Annotated in this window: 14 protein-coding genes; 9 read left to right on the plus strand and 5 right to left on the minus strand. The window is 70.7% G+C overall.

Annotated elements, in window-relative coordinates; all coding sequences use genetic code 11:
- Positions 1–359 precede the first annotated feature (359 nt).
- The 6 genes from ACWBNA_RS42720 (at position 360) to ACWBNA_RS42745 (ending at position 6,837) form a co-directional block, all read left to right on the plus strand.
- The gene (locus ACWBNA_RS42720; RefSeq protein WP_482710024.1) at positions 360–1,691 is read left to right on the plus strand and encodes an ROK family transcriptional regulator; all 1,332 of its coding nucleotides are present in this window, start codon (positions 360–362) and stop codon (positions 1,689–1,691) included.
- 220 nt (positions 1,692–1,911) lie between these two features.
- The gene (locus ACWBNA_RS42725) at positions 1,912–2,976 is read left to right on the plus strand and encodes an ABC transporter substrate-binding protein (protein ID WP_482709991.1); all 1,065 of its coding nucleotides are present in this window, start codon (positions 1,912–1,914) and stop codon (positions 2,974–2,976) included.
- An 8-nt stretch (positions 2,977–2,984) separates the two neighbouring features.
- On the plus strand, positions 2,985–3,842 hold the full coding sequence (locus tag ACWBNA_RS42730; protein ID WP_482709992.1) for an ABC transporter permease: 858 nt from the start codon (positions 2,985–2,987) through the stop codon (positions 3,840–3,842).
- Positions 3,818–4,552, plus strand: a complete 735-nt coding sequence (locus ACWBNA_RS42735; protein ID WP_482709993.1) for an ABC transporter ATP-binding protein — start codon at positions 3,818–3,820, stop codon at positions 4,550–4,552. Before ACWBNA_RS42730 ends, ACWBNA_RS42735 begins: the two co-directional genes overlap by 25 nt.
- The gene (locus ACWBNA_RS42740; RefSeq protein WP_482709994.1) at positions 4,549–5,928 is read left to right on the plus strand and encodes an LLM class flavin-dependent oxidoreductase; all 1,380 of its coding nucleotides are present in this window, start codon (positions 4,549–4,551) and stop codon (positions 5,926–5,928) included. Before ACWBNA_RS42735 ends, ACWBNA_RS42740 begins: the two co-directional genes overlap by 4 nt.
- A gap of 12 nt (positions 5,929–5,940) precedes the next feature.
- The gene (locus tag ACWBNA_RS42745; RefSeq protein ID WP_482709995.1) at positions 5,941–6,837 is read left to right on the plus strand and encodes a TauD/TfdA dioxygenase family protein; all 897 of its coding nucleotides are present in this window, start codon (positions 5,941–5,943) and stop codon (positions 6,835–6,837) included.
- Positions 6,838–7,050: 213 nt separating this feature from the next.
- Here the strand turns inward: ACWBNA_RS42745 and ACWBNA_RS42750 are convergent, their stop codons facing one another.
- The gene (locus tag ACWBNA_RS42750) at positions 7,051–7,827 is read right to left on the minus strand and encodes an SAM-dependent methyltransferase (protein ID WP_482709996.1); all 777 of its coding nucleotides are present in this window, start codon (positions 7,825–7,827) and stop codon (positions 7,051–7,053) included.
- Between the two features lie 264 nt (positions 7,828–8,091).
- Between ACWBNA_RS42750 and ACWBNA_RS42755 the strand changes: the two genes are divergently transcribed.
- Positions 8,092–8,325, plus strand: a complete 234-nt coding sequence (locus tag ACWBNA_RS42755) for a hypothetical protein (protein WP_482709997.1) — start codon at positions 8,092–8,094, stop codon at positions 8,323–8,325.
- A 14-nt stretch (positions 8,326–8,339) separates the two neighbouring features.
- On the opposite strand, the gene ACWBNA_RS42760 is transcribed toward ACWBNA_RS42755, so the two are convergent.
- A complete protein-coding gene (locus ACWBNA_RS42760) occupies positions 8,340–9,002 on the minus strand; it encodes a mycothiol-dependent nitroreductase Rv2466c family protein (RefSeq protein WP_482709999.1) in 663 nt (220 codons plus the stop codon).
- A 134-nt stretch (positions 9,003–9,136) separates the two neighbouring features.
- Between ACWBNA_RS42760 and pepN the strand changes: the two genes are divergently transcribed.
- Complete coding sequence (gene pepN, locus ACWBNA_RS42765) at positions 9,137–11,716, plus strand: aminopeptidase N (protein ID WP_482710000.1); 2,580 nt, start codon at positions 9,137–9,139, stop codon at positions 11,714–11,716.
- Positions 11,717–11,925: 209 nt separating this feature from the next.
- Positions 11,926–12,993, plus strand: coding sequence for a hypothetical protein (locus tag ACWBNA_RS42770; protein ID WP_482710001.1), 1,068 nt, complete (start codon positions 11,926–11,928; stop codon positions 12,991–12,993).
- Between the two features lie 96 nt (positions 12,994–13,089).
- Here the strand turns inward: ACWBNA_RS42770 and ACWBNA_RS42775 are convergent, their stop codons facing one another.
- The 3 genes from ACWBNA_RS42775 to ACWBNA_RS42785 form a co-directional block, all read right to left on the minus strand.
- Positions 13,090–14,235 carry a serine hydrolase domain-containing protein gene (locus ACWBNA_RS42775; protein WP_482710002.1) on the minus strand — a complete coding sequence of 382 codons (1,146 nt, stop codon included), beginning with the start codon at positions 14,233–14,235 and terminating at the stop codon, positions 13,090–13,092.
- A 123-nt stretch (positions 14,236–14,358) separates the two neighbouring features.
- Complete coding sequence (locus ACWBNA_RS42780) at positions 14,359–16,122, minus strand: TIGR03767 family metallophosphoesterase (protein WP_482710004.1); 1,764 nt, start codon at positions 16,120–16,122, stop codon at positions 14,359–14,361.
- Positions 16,123–16,343: 221 nt separating this feature from the next.
- Complete coding sequence (locus ACWBNA_RS42785; protein ID WP_482710005.1) at positions 16,344–16,871, minus strand: NUDIX hydrolase; 528 nt, start codon at positions 16,869–16,871, stop codon at positions 16,344–16,346.
- Positions 16,872–16,998: the final 127 nt, after the last annotated feature.

Below are 16,998 nucleotides of genomic sequence, written 5' to 3' on the forward strand. Positions count from 1 at the left end.
TCGACAAAGGGGGGAACGCGGGCTTGGTGGGCTCCGGACAAAAGATGCGGGTTACACCGGCCACGAGGTGATGCCGGTCACTGAGGTGACGTGGTGTGGGATACGAAGGCGCGGCAAGCGTGATCTGTCGGGTCCCGCCAATGAGGTGCGCGGCGTGGACACCCGCCGTCTCGCCCGTCGGTCGCCGTCTGGGCAGCGCGGGACCGTTTTGCTAGCTTCGGGCGCATGGTTGCCCAAGCCCGGAACTTCTCGTCGCGTCGCCACGTCGACCTGCGACGCGTGGGCACGGCCGTCTGTCGCCGCCGGTAGGTCGGGGCGGCGGAGCGGATCCGGTGCGCCTCGACTCCTGAGTCGGCGCACTGTCGGACCCGTTCCCGAGGATGAATCCCATGCCCCGCACCGCGGCTGCACCCCCTCCTGCCTCCTCTTCGTCTCCCGTCTCTACGTCTCGCACCTCTTCGTCTCGCACCTCTTCGTCTCCCATCTCGTCGTCTCGCACCCCTTCGTCTCCTGTCTCTTCGGTTCCGCGTGCCGCCGATCCCGACCGGCGCCGGACCAGTGCCAGTGTCGTGCTGCGCTCCGTGCTGGAGCACGGGCCGGTCGCGCGCAGCACCATCGCCCGGCTGACCGGGCTGTCTCCGGCGTCGGTGACCGACTACTGCGCCCGGTTCGCGCGGCTCGGTCTGATCCGTGAGGCGGCCGTACCCCGGCAGTCCAAGGGTGTGGGCCGCCCCCATGTGCCGGTCGACCTGGACGACTCGCGGTTCGTCGTGGGCTCGGTCCATGTGGCCGTGCCCTACACCACGGTCGCGCTGCTGGATCTGCGCGGCCGGGTGGTGGCCGAGCGGCGGTTGAAGCACACGGCCGGGGCTGTTGAACCCCCGCAGGTGCTGGCGCGGGCCGCCGACGGGCTGCGGGCGCTGCTGGCCGGGGCTCCGGGATGCCGGGCGTTGGGTGTCGGGGTGGCGGTCGGCGGCTGGGTGGACCGGGACTCCGGGACCGTGGTCGCGCATCCGCTGCTGGGCTGGCGGGACGTGCCGGTGCGCGATGTGGTCGGCGCACACACCGGGCTGCCGGTCCATGTGGACGGACATGCGCGGGCGTTGGTCAACGCGGAGCGGCTGTTCGGGCGGGCGCGCGGCAGCGGGAGCGTGCTGCACCTGTTCGTCGGGAACGTGGTCGACGCGGCGTTCGCCACCCACGACGAGGTGCACCACGGACCGCGCAGCCAGGCGGGTGCCATCGCGCATCTGCCGGTGCCGGGCGGCACGGAGGTCTGCGAGTGCGGGCGCACCGGCTGCCTGCAGGCCGAGTTGAGCGAGCGCACCCTGTGCCGGCGGGCGCGGGAGACCGGTGTCACCGACGGCGTGAACCCGATGCACGTGGTCGCCGCGGCGGCCGACGGCGACCTGGCCGCCGCGAGGCTGTTGGTGGACCGGGCGCGTCGGGTCGGGCGGGCGGTCGGGCTGCTGCTCGACGTGCTCAATCCGGAGACCGTCGTCGTCACCGAGATCGGCGTCCTGCATCGCGCGGACTGCCTTTCCGCGCTGCGGGACGAGGTCGGGGCGGAGCGGGCGGCGGCCGTGGTGCCGACGAGTTTCGGGGATTCCGTGCTTGCCGTGGCCGGTGGATCAGTGGCTCTGGACGTGCTCTATCGGGATCCACTGGCCGCCTCACCTGAGCGGACTTAATTCAGAAACGCGGAATGTTGACAGGGCCGGTCCGAAGAAAGGAACATCCTGGTCATGAGCTGTCGCACCCTCTGTTGCTGACGCGTTGCCGCGCTTGAAGCGCGCGCCCACCTCTGTTCCCGCGTGAATTCCCTTGTCGGGCCCCGGGCTTTTCGCTGCCCGGAATCGCGCGCGTTTCCCTTCACTTCTCGCTTCACTTCTCGGCTCACGGAGACCTCCCATGCCTTCCCCACCCCTGCCCGGAATCGACCGGCGGCTCTTTCTCACCTCCCTGCTCGGCGTCTCCGCCGCTGCCGCCGGCCTCAGCGGCTGCGCGGACAGCAGCGCCGCGACCTCGAAGACGTCCCTCTCCGAACCGCTGGCGAAGACCGTCCCCGCCGGCACCAGCCTCAAGATCGCCTCGTACCAGAACGTCCAGCAACTCCAGTTCAAGCTCGCGAAGTTCGACGACCTGCCCTTCAAAGTGAGCAGCTGGGCGAACATCGGCGCCGGACCCGACGTCATCAACGCCTTCCGCGCCGGGTCCCTGGACGTCGCGAACAACGCGGGAATTCCGCCGATTCAGGCGCGGTTCCAGGGCTACGACGCGAAAATCGTCGCGATCAACATCACCCGCAAGCCGAACTACCTCTTCGCCACCAAGCCCGGCAGTGACATCCGCTCGGTCGAGGACTTCAAGGGAAAGAAGCTCGCCTTCTCGCAGGGGCAGGCCCAAGGCGTCGTACTCCTGCGGGCGTTGAAGAAGGCCGGGCTGGCGTACGACGACGTGGAACTCGTGCCGCTGACCAGCAACCAGTTCCTCACCGCCCTGCAGTCCGGCCAGGTGGACATCGCGCCGCTCGCCAACCAGCAGGCGCCCGCCTATCTCCAGCAGTACGAGTCCAAGGGTGCCCACGCCATCACCACCGACGTCGTGGACCTGCTCAACCTGCTGTGGGCGCCGGCCTCCGTGCTGTCCGACTCCGCGAAGGCCGCCGCGGTCGCCGCGTACATCCCGTACTGGGCGAAGGGCCAGGTGTGGCAGTACGAGCACCCGGACGTCTGGAACGAGGAGTTCTACGTCAAGACGCAGAACCTGAGCCTCGCGCAGGCCCGGTCGATCACCGAGCTCGCCAACAAGCCGTTGTTCCCGCCGAGTTGGGACGAGGCCGTGAAGTGGGAGCAGGAGACCGCCGATCTGCTGGCGGAGGGCGGCTTCGTGAAGAAGCTCAAGGTCGACTCGCTCTTCGACCGGCGTTTCGAGGGCATCGCGGCGAAGTCCGTACCCGCGGAGTACCGGAGGTGAGCGCCACCGTGACCACGACCTCGACCTCGACCACCGCGACCGCGACCACGCCCGTCATCGCGACCGAGGACAGTCCCCAGGTCCGCAGGCGCCGCCGCCTCTCCCCCGGCAGACGGCTGCCCGCCACCCGTCTCCTCGGTCCCGCCCTCATCCTCGCCCTGTGGGCCGCCGCCTCCGCCGCCGGACAGCTCGACCCGGGTGCGATCCCGGCGCCCTGGACGGTGCTGGAGACCGGCGTCCACCTGTGGACCGACGGCACCCTGCCCCACGACATCCTGACCTCGCTGCAACGCGCCGGATCGGGCTTCGCGATCGGCCTGACCGCGGGCATCGCCCTCGCCCTGGCCGCCGGGCTCAGCCGGACCGGCGAGGCGCTGATCGACGGGTCCGTCCAGCTCAACCGGGCGATCCCGACGCTCGGCCTGATCCCGCTGTTCATCCTGTGGCTGGGCATCGGCGAGACCTTCAAGGTCGCGATCATCGCGATCGTCGTCTACATCCCGATCTACCTGAACACGCACTCCGCGCTGTCCGGCATCGACCACCGGTACGTCGAACTCGCCGAGGTCCAGGGCCTGTCGCGATACGCCTTCATCCGGCGGATCGTCATCCCCGGCGCGCTGCCCGGCTTCTTCGTCGGGCTGCGGCTCGGGGTGACCGGCTCCTGGCTGGGTCTGGTCGTGCTGGAGCAGATCAACGCCACCAGCGGGCTCGGCTACATGATGTTCCAGGCGCAGAACTACGGCCAGACGGACGTCATTCTCGTCGGCCTGGTCGTCTACGGCATCTTCGGCCTGATCTCCGACAGCGCGGTCCGTCTGATCGAACGGAGGGTGCTGTCATGGCGCCGCACGCTCAGCAACTGACCCGCCCGGCCGTCCAGCTCCGAGGCCTGACCAGGTCGTTCGAGGGACGCACGGTCCTCGACGGCATCGACCTCGACCTCCCCGCCGGTCAGTTCACCGCCCTGCTCGGGCACAGCGGCTCCGGCAAGAGCACGCTGCTGCGGGCGATCGCCGGCCTCGACCACGAGGTCGCGGGGAGCGGTCGGCTGACCGCGCCGGAACGGGTGTCGGTCGTCTTCCAGGACTCCCGGCTGCTGCCCTGGCAGCGCGTCCTCGACAACGTCCTGCTGGGGCTCGACGGCAAGGAGGCGGAGCAGAAGGGGCGCGAGGCCCTCGCCGAGGTGGGCCTGAAGGGCCGAGAACGCGCGTGGCCGAGCGAGCTGTCCGGCGGGGAGGCCCAGCGCGCCGCCCTGGCCCGTTCCCTGGTCCGCGAGCCGGAACTCCTGCTGGCCGACGAGCCGTTCGGCGCCCTCGACGCGCTCACCCGGATCCGGATGCACGTGCTGCTGAGGGAGTTGTGGGAGCGCCACCGGCCTTCCGTGCTGCTCGTCACCCACGACGTGGACGAGGCGATCGTGCTCGCCGACCGGGTCCTCGTCCTCGACCAGGGCCGTATCGGCCTCGACCTGACCATCGACCGCCCGCATCCGCGCTCCTACCGGGATCCGTTGCTGGGCGAGTACCGGGAGCGGCTGCTGGCCGCCCTCGGCGTGACGGAGGACCACCAGTGACCACCAGACAGCTCCACCTGAACGCGTTCCTGATGACCACCGGCCACCACGAGGCGTCGTGGCGGCTGCCGGAGAGCGACCCGTACGCGCACGTGGACCTCGCCCACTACGTCCACCTCGCCCGGATCGCCGAACGCGGCACCTTCGACTCGCTGTTCCTCGCCGACGGACCGCAGCTGTGGGGAAGCGTGGCCCAGCGGCCCGCCGGCGCCCTGGAGCCGCTCACCCTGCTGACCGCGCTGGCGACGGCCACCGAGCACATCGGCCTGATCGCCACCGCCTCCACCTCCTACAACTCCCCCTACAACCTGGCCCGCAAGTTCGCCTCGCTCGACATCATCAGCGGCGGCCGGGCGGGCTGGAACATCGTCACCACGGCCGGTGCCGAGGCCGCCCGCAACTTCGGTCTCGCCGCCGAACCCGCGCACGCCGAGCGCTACGCCCGCGCCGCCGAGTTCCTCGACGTGGCCCTCAAGCTGTGGGACAGCTGGGAGGACGACGCGATCGTCGCCGACAAGGCGTCCGGCGTCTGGGGCGACGACACGAAGATCCATCCGCCCCGGCACCAGGGGACGTACTTCAGCGTCGAGGGCGCCCTCAACGTCCCGCGCACCCCGCAGGGTTATCCGCTGCTCGTCCAGGCGGGATCGAGCGAGGACGGAAAGCGCTTCGCGGCGCGGTACGCGGAGGCCGTGTTCACCGCCCAGCAGACCGTCGAGGACGCGCAGGCCTTCTACGCCGACCTCAAGTCCCGTACGGCCGCCGCCGGCCGCGATCCCGACCACATCAAGGTGCTGCCCGGCATCGTCCCGGTGATCGGGTCGACGGAGGCGGAGGCCCGTACCAAGGAGCAGCTCCTCGAAGACCACATCGTGTACACGCACGGAGTGGCCCGGCTGGAGAGCCTGCTGCAACTGGAGCCGGGGACGCTGGAGCTGGACGCACAGCTCCCCGCCGACCTGCCGCCGGAGAGCGCCATCGAGGGCGCCAAGAGCCGCTACACCCTCATCGTCGAACTCGGCCGGCGCGAACGCCTCACCGTCCGGCAGCTGGTCGGGCGGCTCGGCGGCGGTCGCGGGCACCTCACCTTCGCGGGCACGCCCGAGCAGGTCGCCGACGCGATCGAGACCTGGTTCACGCACGGCGCCGCCGACGGCTTCAACATCATGCCCGCGGTCCTGCCCTCCGGCCTCGACACCTTCGTCGACCACGTCGTCCCGATCCTGCGCACCCGCGGCCTGCTCCGCACGGAATACGGACCGCGCCGGACCCTGCGGGAGCGATACGGGCTGCCGCGCCCCGCCAACCAGTACGTCACGCCCGCCGAGCAGTCCGCCGGGGGATCCGTCGAGGAATCCGCCCTCGCCCGAGTCTGAGAGGACCCGCACATGTCCGAATTCGAGATCAGCAAGCTCACCGCCGACATCGGTGCCCGGATCGCCGGCCTCGACCTGGCCAAGCCCCTCGCCGAGGAGACGGTCGTCGCCCTCCGCGACGCGCTGAACATCCACAAGGCCCTGGTCTTCGACGACGTCGACCTCGACGACGAGGGCCAGCAGGCCTTCGTCCGGCACTTCGGGGACATCACGACCGCCCACCCGACCGTGCCGTCCGTCGAGGGCGTGCCGAACGTCCTGCCCGTGGACAGCGAGCGGGGCCGCGCCGCCAACAACTGGCACACGGACGTCACCTTCGTCCTCAACCCGCCGCAGGCCAGCACCCTGCGCAGCATCACCGTCCCGCCGTACGGCGGCGAGACCCTGATCGCCAACTCCGCGGCCGCCTACCGCGACCTGCCGCAGCCGCTGCGGCTGCTGGCCGACACCCTGTGGGCGGAGCACACCAACGACTACGACTACGCCGTACCGGAGGAGACGGTCGACGAGGCGCAGGCCGCCGCCCGCGCCCAGTTCACGTCGATCAAGTACCGCACGGCCCACCCGGTCGTCCGCGTCCATCCGCTGACCGGCGAACGCGGCCTGTTCATCGGCGGGTTCGCACAGCGTCTGGTGGGCCTGTCGACGGGCGAGTCCCGCAAGATCCTCGACCTGCTCCAGGCGTACGTCACCCGCCCGGAGAACGTCCTGCGCCACCGCTGGTCGGAGAACCAGCTCGTCCTCTTCGACAACCGCATCACCCAGCACTACGCCATCGACAACTACGACGGCCTGCCCCGCCGCCTGCACCGGGTGACGGTCGCCGGTGACGTGCCGGTGGGCGTGGAGGGCAAGGAGAGCTACGTGATCGAGGGGGACGCCTCCCACTACACCTCCGTGGCGGCGTAGAAACGCGCCCAACTCTGCCGGCGGCGGGCCCTCACGTGCGACACGTGAGGGCCTGCTTCTCGTTCACCCTTCTCGTTGATAGCGTGCAGTTGCAAGCTATGTGCAATAAGAGCCTGGTGATCGTCTTCTCACCCTTCACCTGGCCGGCGGAATGACGGGAAGCCCCCGCGAGGACGTGACTCGCGGGGGCTTCTCGTCGTCTGCGGGCAGGGCTCAGGGCTTGCGGGCCAGGCCGCCGTGCTGGCCGATCGGGGTGGGGGCGGCGGTGCCGTCGGGACGCCAGAGCGGCACCGACACCACGCCGGGGTCGACCAGTTCCAGGCCGTCGAAGAAGGCGGCGATCTGGTCGACGGGACGCAGGAAGTAAGGAACCGCACCGGTCTTGTTGTAGGCGTCCTGGGCCTGCTCGTAGTCGGGGTCGGTGCCCCGGGAGCCGTCGTTGACGCAGAGATGGCTTCCGGAGGGGAGGCCCTCCATGAGGCGGCGGACTATGGTGCGGGCCCCGCCGTAGTCGGCGACATGGCCGAGGATGCCGCTGAGGATCAGCGCGGTGGGCCGGTCCGGGTCGAGGGTCTTCGCGGCGGCGCTCAGGATCTGCTCCGGCTCGAAGAGACTGAGGGCCTCGTACGCCGTCGCGCCCTCGGGCGTGGACGTGAGCAGGGCGCGGGCGTGGGCGAGGACCAACGGGTCGTTGTCGACGTAGACGATCCGCGACTCGGGGGCGAGTCGCTGGGCGACCTCGTGGGTGTTGTCGACGGTGGGCAGGCCGGTGCCGACGTCGAGGAACTGCCGTACACCCGCCTCCTGCACCAGGTACCGGATGCTGCGGCCGAGGAAGGCGCGGCTGCCGCGGGCGATGGTGACGATCCCGGGGAAGACGGCGGTGTACGCGTCACCCGCCATCTCGTCCACCGGGTAGTTGTCCTTGCCGCCGAGCCAGTAGTTCCAGATCCGGGCCGAGTGCGGCACCGACGTGTCGATCTCCGTCATGCGCCCATCGTGCTACGCCACCCGCCGGTTCGCACGGCACATGAGTGAGAGAAGTGCGGCAAAACCGTCGCGGTTCACGCCGGGCCCACCGATCGCCGCGCTGCGCGATGGGCCGGACACTCTGCGGTACCGGAAAGGAAGACCCCGGGAACACCCGGCGGCCCGGAAACACACGGCGGCCCCGGGGGCACACGCGACGAGCCTCCGTGAACACGCGGCTCACGGAGGCTGTCGAAATGCGAGGTTCCGGGTGATCCTGACGGAATGCCCAAGGAGAAGATGCTCCCCTGCCACACCTGCGGGACCTACCAGCCGCATCGGCAGCCGAAGGACGACCGGGAGCGCCAGGTCATCCGCACGCTGAAGCAGCTGAAGCCCCGCACGTACGTGGAGGACTACTGGATCTGCGTCAGCGACGAACGGGACTGCCGCAACATCCGCCACCGGTGGAACGCCAAGCCGCTCCACCCGCCGGAGAAGATGCCCGAGCCGGAGTGAGTCCCGCAAGGGGCTTACAGGTTGCTGAAGTCCGGGCCCTTGGTGCGGGTGCGCTTGATCTCGTAGAAGCCGGGGATCGAGGCCACGGCGAGCGTGCCGTCCCAGAGCCTGGCGGCCTCCTCGCCCTTGGGCGCGGGGGTCACGACCGGGCCGAAGAAGGCGATCTGCTCGCCGTCGGGGCCGGGGACGGCGATCACCGGGGTACCGACCTCCTGGCCGACCTTGTCGATGCCCTCCTTGTGGGAGGCGCGCAGCTCGGCCTCGAACTCGAAGTCCTTCTGGTCGGCGTACTCGATCAGGTCGGCGGGCAGACCCGCGTCCGCCAGGGCCGCCGCGATCGCCTCCTCGGTCGGGCCCTCGCCCTGGTTGTGGAAGCGGGTGCCGAGGGCGGTGTAGAGGGGGCCGAGGACGTCGGCGCCGTGCTTCTGCCAGGCGGCGGTCGCCACCCGCACCGGCTTCCACGCCTTGGTCGCGAGCATCTCCCGGTACTCCTCGGGCAGTTCGTCGATCTTGTCCTCGTTCAGCACCGCGAGGCTCATGATGTGCCAGCGCACCTCGATGTCGCGGACCTTCTCCACCTCCAGGACCCAGCGGGAGGTCATCCAGGCCCAGGGGCACAGCGGGTCGAACCAGAAGTCGACGGGGGTCTTGCCGGAGGTGCTCGCGGTCTCGGACATGGGTCTCCTCTACAAGGGGTCTTTCCGACCTGCAACAGTGACCGGTCCCCGCCCATTCCCCGCTGCCCGGTGCCGGTGCCCCATGGCAGGATCAGCCTGTCCGCATACTGAACACACCCGAGGGAGTGCCGCCTGTGCCCGGTGAGAATCTGTCCCGCGACGAGGCCCGGGAGCGGGCCGCCCTGCTGTCCGTGGACGGCTACGAGGTCTCTCTCGACGTCCGCTCCGCCGTCGGCGACGAGACCGTGGACGGACCGCGGACCTTCCGGTCCCTGACCACGATCCGCTTCCGTTGCAGCGAGCCCGGCGCGTCGAGCTTCGCGGACCTGATCGCGCCGGCTGTGACCGCCGTCTCCCTCAACGGCAAGGACCTCGACCCGGGCGAGGTCTTCGACGGCTCCCGGATCGTCCTGGAGGACCTGGCCGCCGAGAACGAGCTGGTCGTCGACGCGCAGTGCGCGTACTCCCGGACCGGTGAGGGACTGCACCGCTTCGTCGACCCGGAGGACGGCGAGGTCTACCTCTACACCCAGTACGAGCCGGCCGACTCCCGCCGCGTCTTCGCGAACTTCGAGCAGCCGGACCTCAAGGCGCCGTTCCGCTTCGAGGTCCGGGCGCCCGAGGAGTGGACGGTCTGGAGCAACGGCGTCGGCGAACCGACCGACGGAGTCTGGCGGTTCGCGGAGACCAAGCCGATCTCGACGTACATCACGTGCGTGGTGGCGGGCCCGTACCACTACGTCACGGACGCGTACTCCCGGGTCCTGGACGACGGCACGACCCTGGAGATCCCCCTCGGCGCCATGTGCCGCAAGGGCCTGGCCCCCTACTTCGACGCCGACGACGTCTTCCTCGTCACCAAACAGGGCCTGGACTTCTTCCACGACCACTTCGACTACCCGTACCCCTTCGGGAAGTACGACCAGGCGTTCGTCCCCGAGTACAACCTCGGCGCGATGGAGAACCCGGGCCTGGTGACCTTCCGCGAGGAGTTCATCTTCCGCGGCAAGGTCACACAGACCTCCTACGAGGGCCGGGCGAACGTCATCCTGCACGAGATGGCGCACATGTGGTTCGGCGACCTGGTCACCATGGAGTGGTGGGACGACCTGTGGCTCAAGGAGTCCTTCGCCGACTTCATGGGCGCCTTCGCCCTGGTCGGCGCGACCCGCTTCAAGGACGGCTGGATCACCTTCGCCAACCGCCGCAAGGCCTGGGCCTACCGCGCCGACCAGCTCCCCTCCACCCACCCCGTCACCGCCGACATCCGCGACCTCCAGGACGCCAAGCTCAACTTCGACGGCATCACGTACGCCAAGGGCGCGTCGGTGCTCAAGCAGCTGGTGGCGTACGTCGGCCAGGACGCGTTCCTCGAAGGCGCACGGCGCTACTTCAAGCGGCACGCGTACGGCAACACGCGCCTCGGTGACCTGCTGTCGGTCCTGGCGGAGACCAGCGGCCGGGACATGGGCGCGTGGTCGCGGGCGTGGCTGCAGACGGCCGGGGTCAACTCGCTGACCCCGCAGGTGCTGCTGGCCCCGGACGGCCGAGTCGACGAGCTGGCGGTGCTGCAGGAGGCGGCGGAGTCGCATCCCGAGCTGCGCCCGCACCGGGTGGCGGTGGGCCTGTACCGGCGTTCCGCGTCCGGGGCGCCCGAGCGGTACGCCCGGGCCGAGGTGGACGTCGAGGGCCCGCGCACGGTCGTGACGGAACTGGCCGGTTCCGAGGCACCCGACCTGGTCCTGGTCAACGACGACGACCTGACGTACTGCAAGATCCGCTTCGACGAGACCTCGCTGGAGACCCTGAAGGGTCACCTGGGAGACATCACCGATCCGCTCGCCCGGGCCCTGTGCTGGTCGGCGCTGTGGAACATGACGCGGGACGCGCTGCTGCCGGCGCGGGACTTCGTGGAGCTGGTGCTGCGCTTCGCGGGCCGCGAGTCCGGCATCGGCGTCCTGCAGATGCTGCACGCCTGGGCCAACTCGGCGCTGGTCAACTACGTGGCGCCCACCTGGCGGGAGACGGGCGGCCGGCTGCTCGCGGAGGGCGCGCTGCGGGAACTGCGGTCCGCGGAGGCGGGCAGCCAGCACCAGCTGGCGTGGGCGCGGTTCTTCGCGACCGTGGCGTCCGGCGCGGACGACATGGGGCTGCTGCGCGGCCTGCTGGACGGCACGGCCCCGATCGAGGGGCTGGAGGTGGACCAGGAGCTGCGCTGGGCGTTCCTGCAGCCGCTGGCCGCGCACGGGTTCGCGGACGAGGGGGTGCTGGCCGCCGAACTGGTCCGCGACAACACGGCGTCCGGCAAGCGCCACCAGGTCCGCTGCCTCGCCGCCCGGCCGTCCGCGGCCGTCAAGGCGCAGGCGTGGGCCCAGCTCGTGGAGTCCGACGCCCTGTCGAACGCCCTGGTCGAGGCGACCATCGCGGGCTTCGCCCAGCCGTCCCAGCGGGAGCTGCTCGCGCCGTACGCCGAGAAGTACTTCGCGGCGATCGAGCGGGTGTGGTCGGAGCGCTCCATCCAGATCGCCATGCACGTGGTCGAGGGGCTGTTCCCGGCACTCCAGCACTCGCAGGAGACCCTGGACGCGACGGACGCGTGGCTGGCGGCCCACGAGGACGCGGCACCGGCGCTGCGAAGGCTGGTGCTGGAGGCGCGGGACGACCTGGCGCGGGGGCTGCGCGGACAGGCGTGCGACGCGAAAGCGGCGGGCTGACGATCTCCGGCCCGCGACGGGGCATTCCGTGACCGTTACGGAATCCGGGCAAGAGGAGCCGTAACCCCTGGTCCCATCCGAATGGACCAGGGGTTTTCCCTGTCTGCTCGGCATCCGAACATCCGTCCTTTAGTTCTGCCTTGTCCGGATTTGTTGACGAGCGTGTAACAGCGGTTAAGAGCCCGGCGGATCGCGGGAATCTGGACGCCATGAACCACAACACCCCGCTGCCGCCGGTCCCGCCACTCTCCCCCCGCCCGCTGCGCCATCTCTCCGAGGTGCACCGCCACGTCCTGACGGCAGCTCAGCTCCGCTCACACGGCGTCACACCGGCCGAGGCGACCGAGCAGTGCCGCCCCGGAGGTCCCTGGCAGCAACCGCTCCCCGGCGTCTTCCTGCTCCACCCCGGCCCGCCGACCCGCGAGGAGCGGCTGCACGCGGTGCTGATGTACGCGGCGAAGGAACGGGTGGTGGGCGTCCCGGCCCAGCCGGGGGCGGCGGAACCGCACCGGCCGGTGTACCCCGACGCGGTGATCACCGGCCTGGCGGCGCTGACGCTGCACGGCTTCTCCGCCACGCCGCCACTGACGGCCCTGGACCGGATCGACGTCCTCGTCCCGCGCCTGCGCCGGCTGCGCTCGACGGGCTGCGTCCGCATCGTCCGTACGGCTTCCCTGCCCGCCCCGGAACAGGTCACCGGTCTGCCGGTCGCGCCGGTCCCGCGCGCCCTCGCCGACGCGGTGACCGAACTGACGGACGCGGACGCCGTATGCCGGCTGCTGACCGAGGCGGTGCGCGGCGGCCACTGCGAACCGGCTGCGGTGGTACGGGAGTTGAACAACGCCAAGCTGCTGAGCCGCCCGCACGTGGTGGACGCCGTGGACTCCCTCCTCGCGGAGGGCCGGGCGATCGCGGAGGACCGCCTGTACAGGATGGTGCGGGAGTACGGCCTTCCCGACCCGGTCTGGAACGTGGACCTGCGTCTGCCCGGCGGCCCCCACCTCGGCGGCCTGGACGCGTACTGGCCCCAGCAGGCGGTGGCGGTGGAACTGGACACCCGCGCCCCCCGCCAGGGCCATCGGCAGGACGACGACGCCCTCTGGTCCGAATACGCCCGCAAGCGCGAGCACCTGGAACGGCTCGGCATCACGGTCGTCCACATCACCCCGAGGAAGCTGCGCGACGCCAGGGAGCAGCAGGCCGCGGTGGTCCGCACCGCCCTGATGGCATCCGGCGACCGCGACCCAGCCGCGTATGTCGTGGTGCTGCCCCGGTAGTGACCGGCCGGGGGCAAACACCAGGAGGGGAGAGGAGGGGCCGACTGGGCTGCACCCGACGGCCCCTCCTCAGGTGTTGCCGGCGGTCACCTGCGGCTACTTGCCGCAGTACTCAGCCTCCACCACCGCATCGCTGTCCCCCGACCAGTCCCCGTTGAAGTTGAAGGCGAGGGCGTGGCGGCCGTTCGCGGTGGTCGTCGCCTCCGACGACGAGCCGTGGATGCCGCCGCCGTGGCCCCAGACGTGGACGCCGCAGCTGAGCTCGCGGTCGATGAGGCCGAGGCCGTAGCGGGCGTTCGGGACGCCCTCTGCCCGCACCGTGGTCTTCATGGCCTTCAGCTGCTCGGCGGGGAGCAGGCGGCCGCGCAGCAGGGCCGTGTAGAAGCGGTTCAGGTCGGTCGAGTCGGAGATCATGTCGCCGGATCCGTAGGCCAGGGAGGGGTTCAGTTCCGTGACGTCGTACGTCGGTCCGGTCGTCGTCTCGGCCAGCTTGCCGTAGGCGCGGCTGCTGGGCTGCGGGAGGGTGGGACGCGTGCCGGGCACCGAGGTGGCGCGCAGGTGCAGGGGCTCGGTGATGCGGTCGCGGACCTCCGCCCCGTACGGGCGGCCGGTGACGCTCTCGATCACCAGCGCGGCCAGGGTGTAGTTGGTGTTGGAGTAGCTCCAGGACGTGCCCGGCGCGAAGTTCGGCTGGTGGGTCATGGCGAGCGCGACCATGTCCTCGGGCGCCTTCTGGTCGTAGCGGTGCTTGAAGAAGCCGTCCTTGAGGAAGTACGTCCGGATCAGCTCTTCGTCGTCCGTGTAGTTGAAGATGCCGCTGGTGTGGTTGAGGAGCTGGCGGATCGTGATCTGGCGGCCGTCGTGGCCGTTGCCGTGGACCAGGCCCGGCAGCCATGTGTCCACCTTGTCGTCCAGCGACAGCTCTCCCTCCGCCTCCAGTTGGAGCAGCACCGTGGCGACGAAGGTCTTGGTGATGCTGCCCACCCGGTAGTGGTCGTGCGGGGAACGCGGCTTCTGCGTCTTGAGGTTGCCCACGCCCGCGGTCGCCGACCAGGTTCCGTGCACGTCCTTCGCCGTGGCCGTCACGCCGGGCACGCCGTCGGTCACCGCGGCCTCGATCGCCTCGCGGGTCGCGTCGTGCCGACCACCGGTGCCGGCGGGTGCCGCGGCGATCGCGGGGGCTGCCAGGGCTGCCGTGAGGGCCACTGCCGTCGCCGCCACCAGGGTCGTCCGAACGATCATGTCTGTCTCCCCGTTGTCGTCGTTCCGCTCGCCGTCGCTGCGTCGCTTCGTCGAGCGGGGTCGGGGGGACAGACCCGGCGGGATACGCCGAGGTTGAGGCCGGCCTGGGCGGTTGAGCCGGTTTCAGCCCTTCTTCAACAGCAGCTCCGTGTTCCGGTCCTTCGACTCCCCGGCCAGGTCCGTCCGGGCGCCCGGGGCGTTGTAGGAGAGCTCGCGGTAGAGGGCGGCCAGGCCGGTCTGGGAGAGGTCGGTGAAGTCGGTGCGGTGGGGGGCGGTGGACTCGACGCAGGTGGTGAAGAGGGAGAGGGTGCCGTCCTTGTTGTCGACCAGCTCGATGACGCGGGCCAGCTGGGGGTAGTCGACGTGGGAGGCGGTGGAGATCTCCCAGAAGGAGCGGCCGTCGGGGGCGGAGTGCGGGGTGATGTCGTTGCGGTGGATGTGCCCGTTCACCCACGCGAGGACGCCTGCGTGGCTGCCGAGGAGGGCGACGACCTCCTGGCCGGTGTGCCGCCGCTCGCCGGGACGGGCCGGGTCGGGGCGGGTGTTGGTCATCGACGTGCTGGTGTGGTGGCTGAAGACGACCGCGTACGAGTCCTTGTTGTCGCGCAGTGTCTTGTCCAGCCACTTCAGTTGGGCCGTCCCGACGGAGCCGTTGTAGTGTCCGCCCGCGTCGGTGGTGTCGAGGCTGATGCCGATGACGTCGTCGGCGATGCGGAAGCTGTAGTACTGGGTGCCCGCGTCGAGGTTGGCGGAGGAGTAGCCGTGGCCGACCGGGCCGACTCCGCGGTAGGCCGGGTCGAGGTGGGCCTTGAGGTAGTCGGCGGCCGTGTAGGGGGCGCGCTTCTCGTCCGGCGTGACCGAGCGCATGTCACGGGTGTGTGCCTTGAGGAAGTCGCGGAACGCGGTCCCCTTGGGGTCCTTGGCGTTCTTGATGGCGTCCTGGAGCTTCTTCGCCTCGGACACGGACAGGTTCATCAGCTTCTTGCCGCCGATGGCGTACTCGGCGAGCCAGGAGTCGCCGTGGCCGTAGCAGCCGAGCGGCAGGGAGTCGTGGTTGCCGACGGTGGAGTACCAGGGCAGGTTGAGGCCGGGGCTGTTCAACTCCCGTACGGCGGCGGTCAGGAAGCCCTCCAGCTGCGGGAAGCCGAGCTGCTTGTCGGCGTCGCGCACGCTCGTGCCGGGCTGCCAGTACTGCTTGAGGCCGCTGTTCTGGACGCCCTCGTAGCGGCGCGGGTCACCGGAGTTCGGGGTGATCCGGCCGCCGCTCATGACGGTCAGGAACCACTCCAGCTCGGTCCTCGCGTTGTTGTCCGTGTTGTCGCCGGTCGTCATCGCGAAGTGCAGCGGGGCACCGGTGACGGGGGCGCCCCGCAGCGCGTTGACCCGTTCCACGAGCGAGACCGCGCCGTGCACGGTCAGCGCCTCGTGCGGCCGCCAGGCGTGGGCGTCCGCGGAGCGCAGGTACTCGAGGCGCATCGGGTGCTGGGCGTCGATCAGGTGCAGGTCGGTGAGCTGCACGAACGCGGCGAGGGTGGTCCGGCGCCCGGCCCGGCCGGACTGCGGCGCGGCGAGCTCGGTCCGCAGCCGCCGCTTCCAGCCGGGCCCGTCGCCGAGGCGCCGGTAGCCGGAGCCCGTCCGCGGGGCGGCGACGGAGGCGAGCGTGGTGCCGCGGGTGTACGGCGCGAGGGGCGCCGCGGGTGCCCTGCGGGACTGGGCGACGGTCGTCCCTTCGGCGGCGGTGCCGGAGGCGTTGGTGGCGGCGCGGCTGTCGGTGGGCCGCAGGGCGTAGCCGACGCCCGCGGAGACGGTCGCGGCCGCGGTGGCGGCGAGGACGGTACGGCGGTTGACCCCCAGCGTGGAGCTGGCGACAGAGCGTGTGCGCGACATGGCGCGATCTCCCCGAGTGCGAACTGCGTCGGCAGTGGTCGCGGGTGATCGCTGCCAGGCGCTGACGCGAACTTCCCGCTCACTACGGATCGTTGGCACCGGGGATGACCTGCGCGTGAACGAGGCCGCAACGCGCAACGCCGATCACCGTACGTCGATCTTGAACTACCCTGCGCGTCCACGACCGCTCCCCGGACGGCCCGGGGGCGGTTACTCCGCGTTCATCTGTCCGGGTAGGGGACCGGTCCCGGCGGGGTCTGTCCGGGGGTTTCGAGCCGTGGCGGCGGGGCCTGCCCCGGGGTGTCGAGCCGTCCCGGCGCCGGCCGCTCCCGCCACAGCCGCAGTCCGACGTCGACCAGCCTCACCCGGTTCAGGTCCGGTACGGCGTCCAGGTGGTGCCAGGCCGCCATGTCCGTGGAGCCGCCGATCTCGAAGCTCAGGTCGCCGCCGGTGATCCGGCCCTCGTAGAGGAGCCGTACGCCGTGGTGGTCGACGCTCCGGCCGAAGCGGCGGGGGAAGGTGCGGCGGGAGGAGTCCACGCCGAGCAGGCCGGTGACCTCGATGCGGTATCCGGTCTCCTCGGTCACCTCCCGCAGGACGGTGTCGTGGGGGTCCTCGCCGTGTTCCATGCCGCCGCCGGGCAGGACCCACTCGGGCGGGCCGCCGTCCGGTGCCGGGGAGCGGGAGAGCAGGAGCTGTCCGTCACGGACACACAGGGCGTAGGCCGCCACCCTCAACTTCCTTCGCATCGGGGGACGTTACCCCAGGACGGCAACCGCTTACCCCCGGAAGCACACCCCTTGGGGGACTTGCCCCTTTCATCGCCCATCTCCCCAAATGACGCCGGGGGTTTTCCCCATGCGCCCATATCGATTC

This window comes from Streptomyces sp. Q2 (assembly GCF_056820935.1).

What these genes read in the sequence shown, in the direction of transcription:
- ACWBNA_RS42725 (WP_482709991.1), top strand. Translation starts at nt 1,912, where the DNA reads ATGCCTTCCCCACCCCTGCCCGGAATCGACCGGCGGCTCTTTCTCACC.
- ACWBNA_RS42735 (WP_482709993.1), top strand. Translation starts at nt 3,818, where the DNA reads ATGGCGCCGCACGCTCAGCAACTGACCCGCCCGGCCGTCCAGCTCCGA.
- ACWBNA_RS42745 (WP_482709995.1), top strand. Translation starts at nt 5,941, where the DNA reads ATGTCCGAATTCGAGATCAGCAAGCTCACCGCCGACATCGGTGCCCGG.
- ACWBNA_RS42750 (WP_482709996.1), bottom strand. Translation starts at nt 7,827, where the DNA reads ATGACGGAGATCGACACGTCGGTGCCGCACTCGGCCCGGATCTGGAAC.
- ACWBNA_RS42755 (WP_482709997.1), top strand. Translation starts at nt 8,092, where the DNA reads ATGCCCAAGGAGAAGATGCTCCCCTGCCACACCTGCGGGACCTACCAG.
- ACWBNA_RS42760 (WP_482709999.1), bottom strand. Translation starts at nt 9,002, where the DNA reads ATGTCCGAGACCGCGAGCACCTCCGGCAAGACCCCCGTCGACTTCTGG.
- ACWBNA_RS42770 (WP_482710001.1), top strand. Translation starts at nt 11,926, where the DNA reads ATGAACCACAACACCCCGCTGCCGCCGGTCCCGCCACTCTCCCCCCGC.
- ACWBNA_RS42775 (WP_482710002.1), bottom strand. Translation starts at nt 14,235, where the DNA reads ATGATCGTTCGGACGACCCTGGTGGCGGCGACGGCAGTGGCCCTCACG.
- ACWBNA_RS42780 (WP_482710004.1), bottom strand. Translation starts at nt 16,122, where the DNA reads ATGTCGCGCACACGCTCTGTCGCCAGCTCCACGCTGGGGGTCAACCGC.
- ACWBNA_RS42785 (WP_482710005.1), bottom strand. Translation starts at nt 16,871, where the DNA reads ATGCGAAGGAAGTTGAGGGTGGCGGCCTACGCCCTGTGTGTCCGTGAC.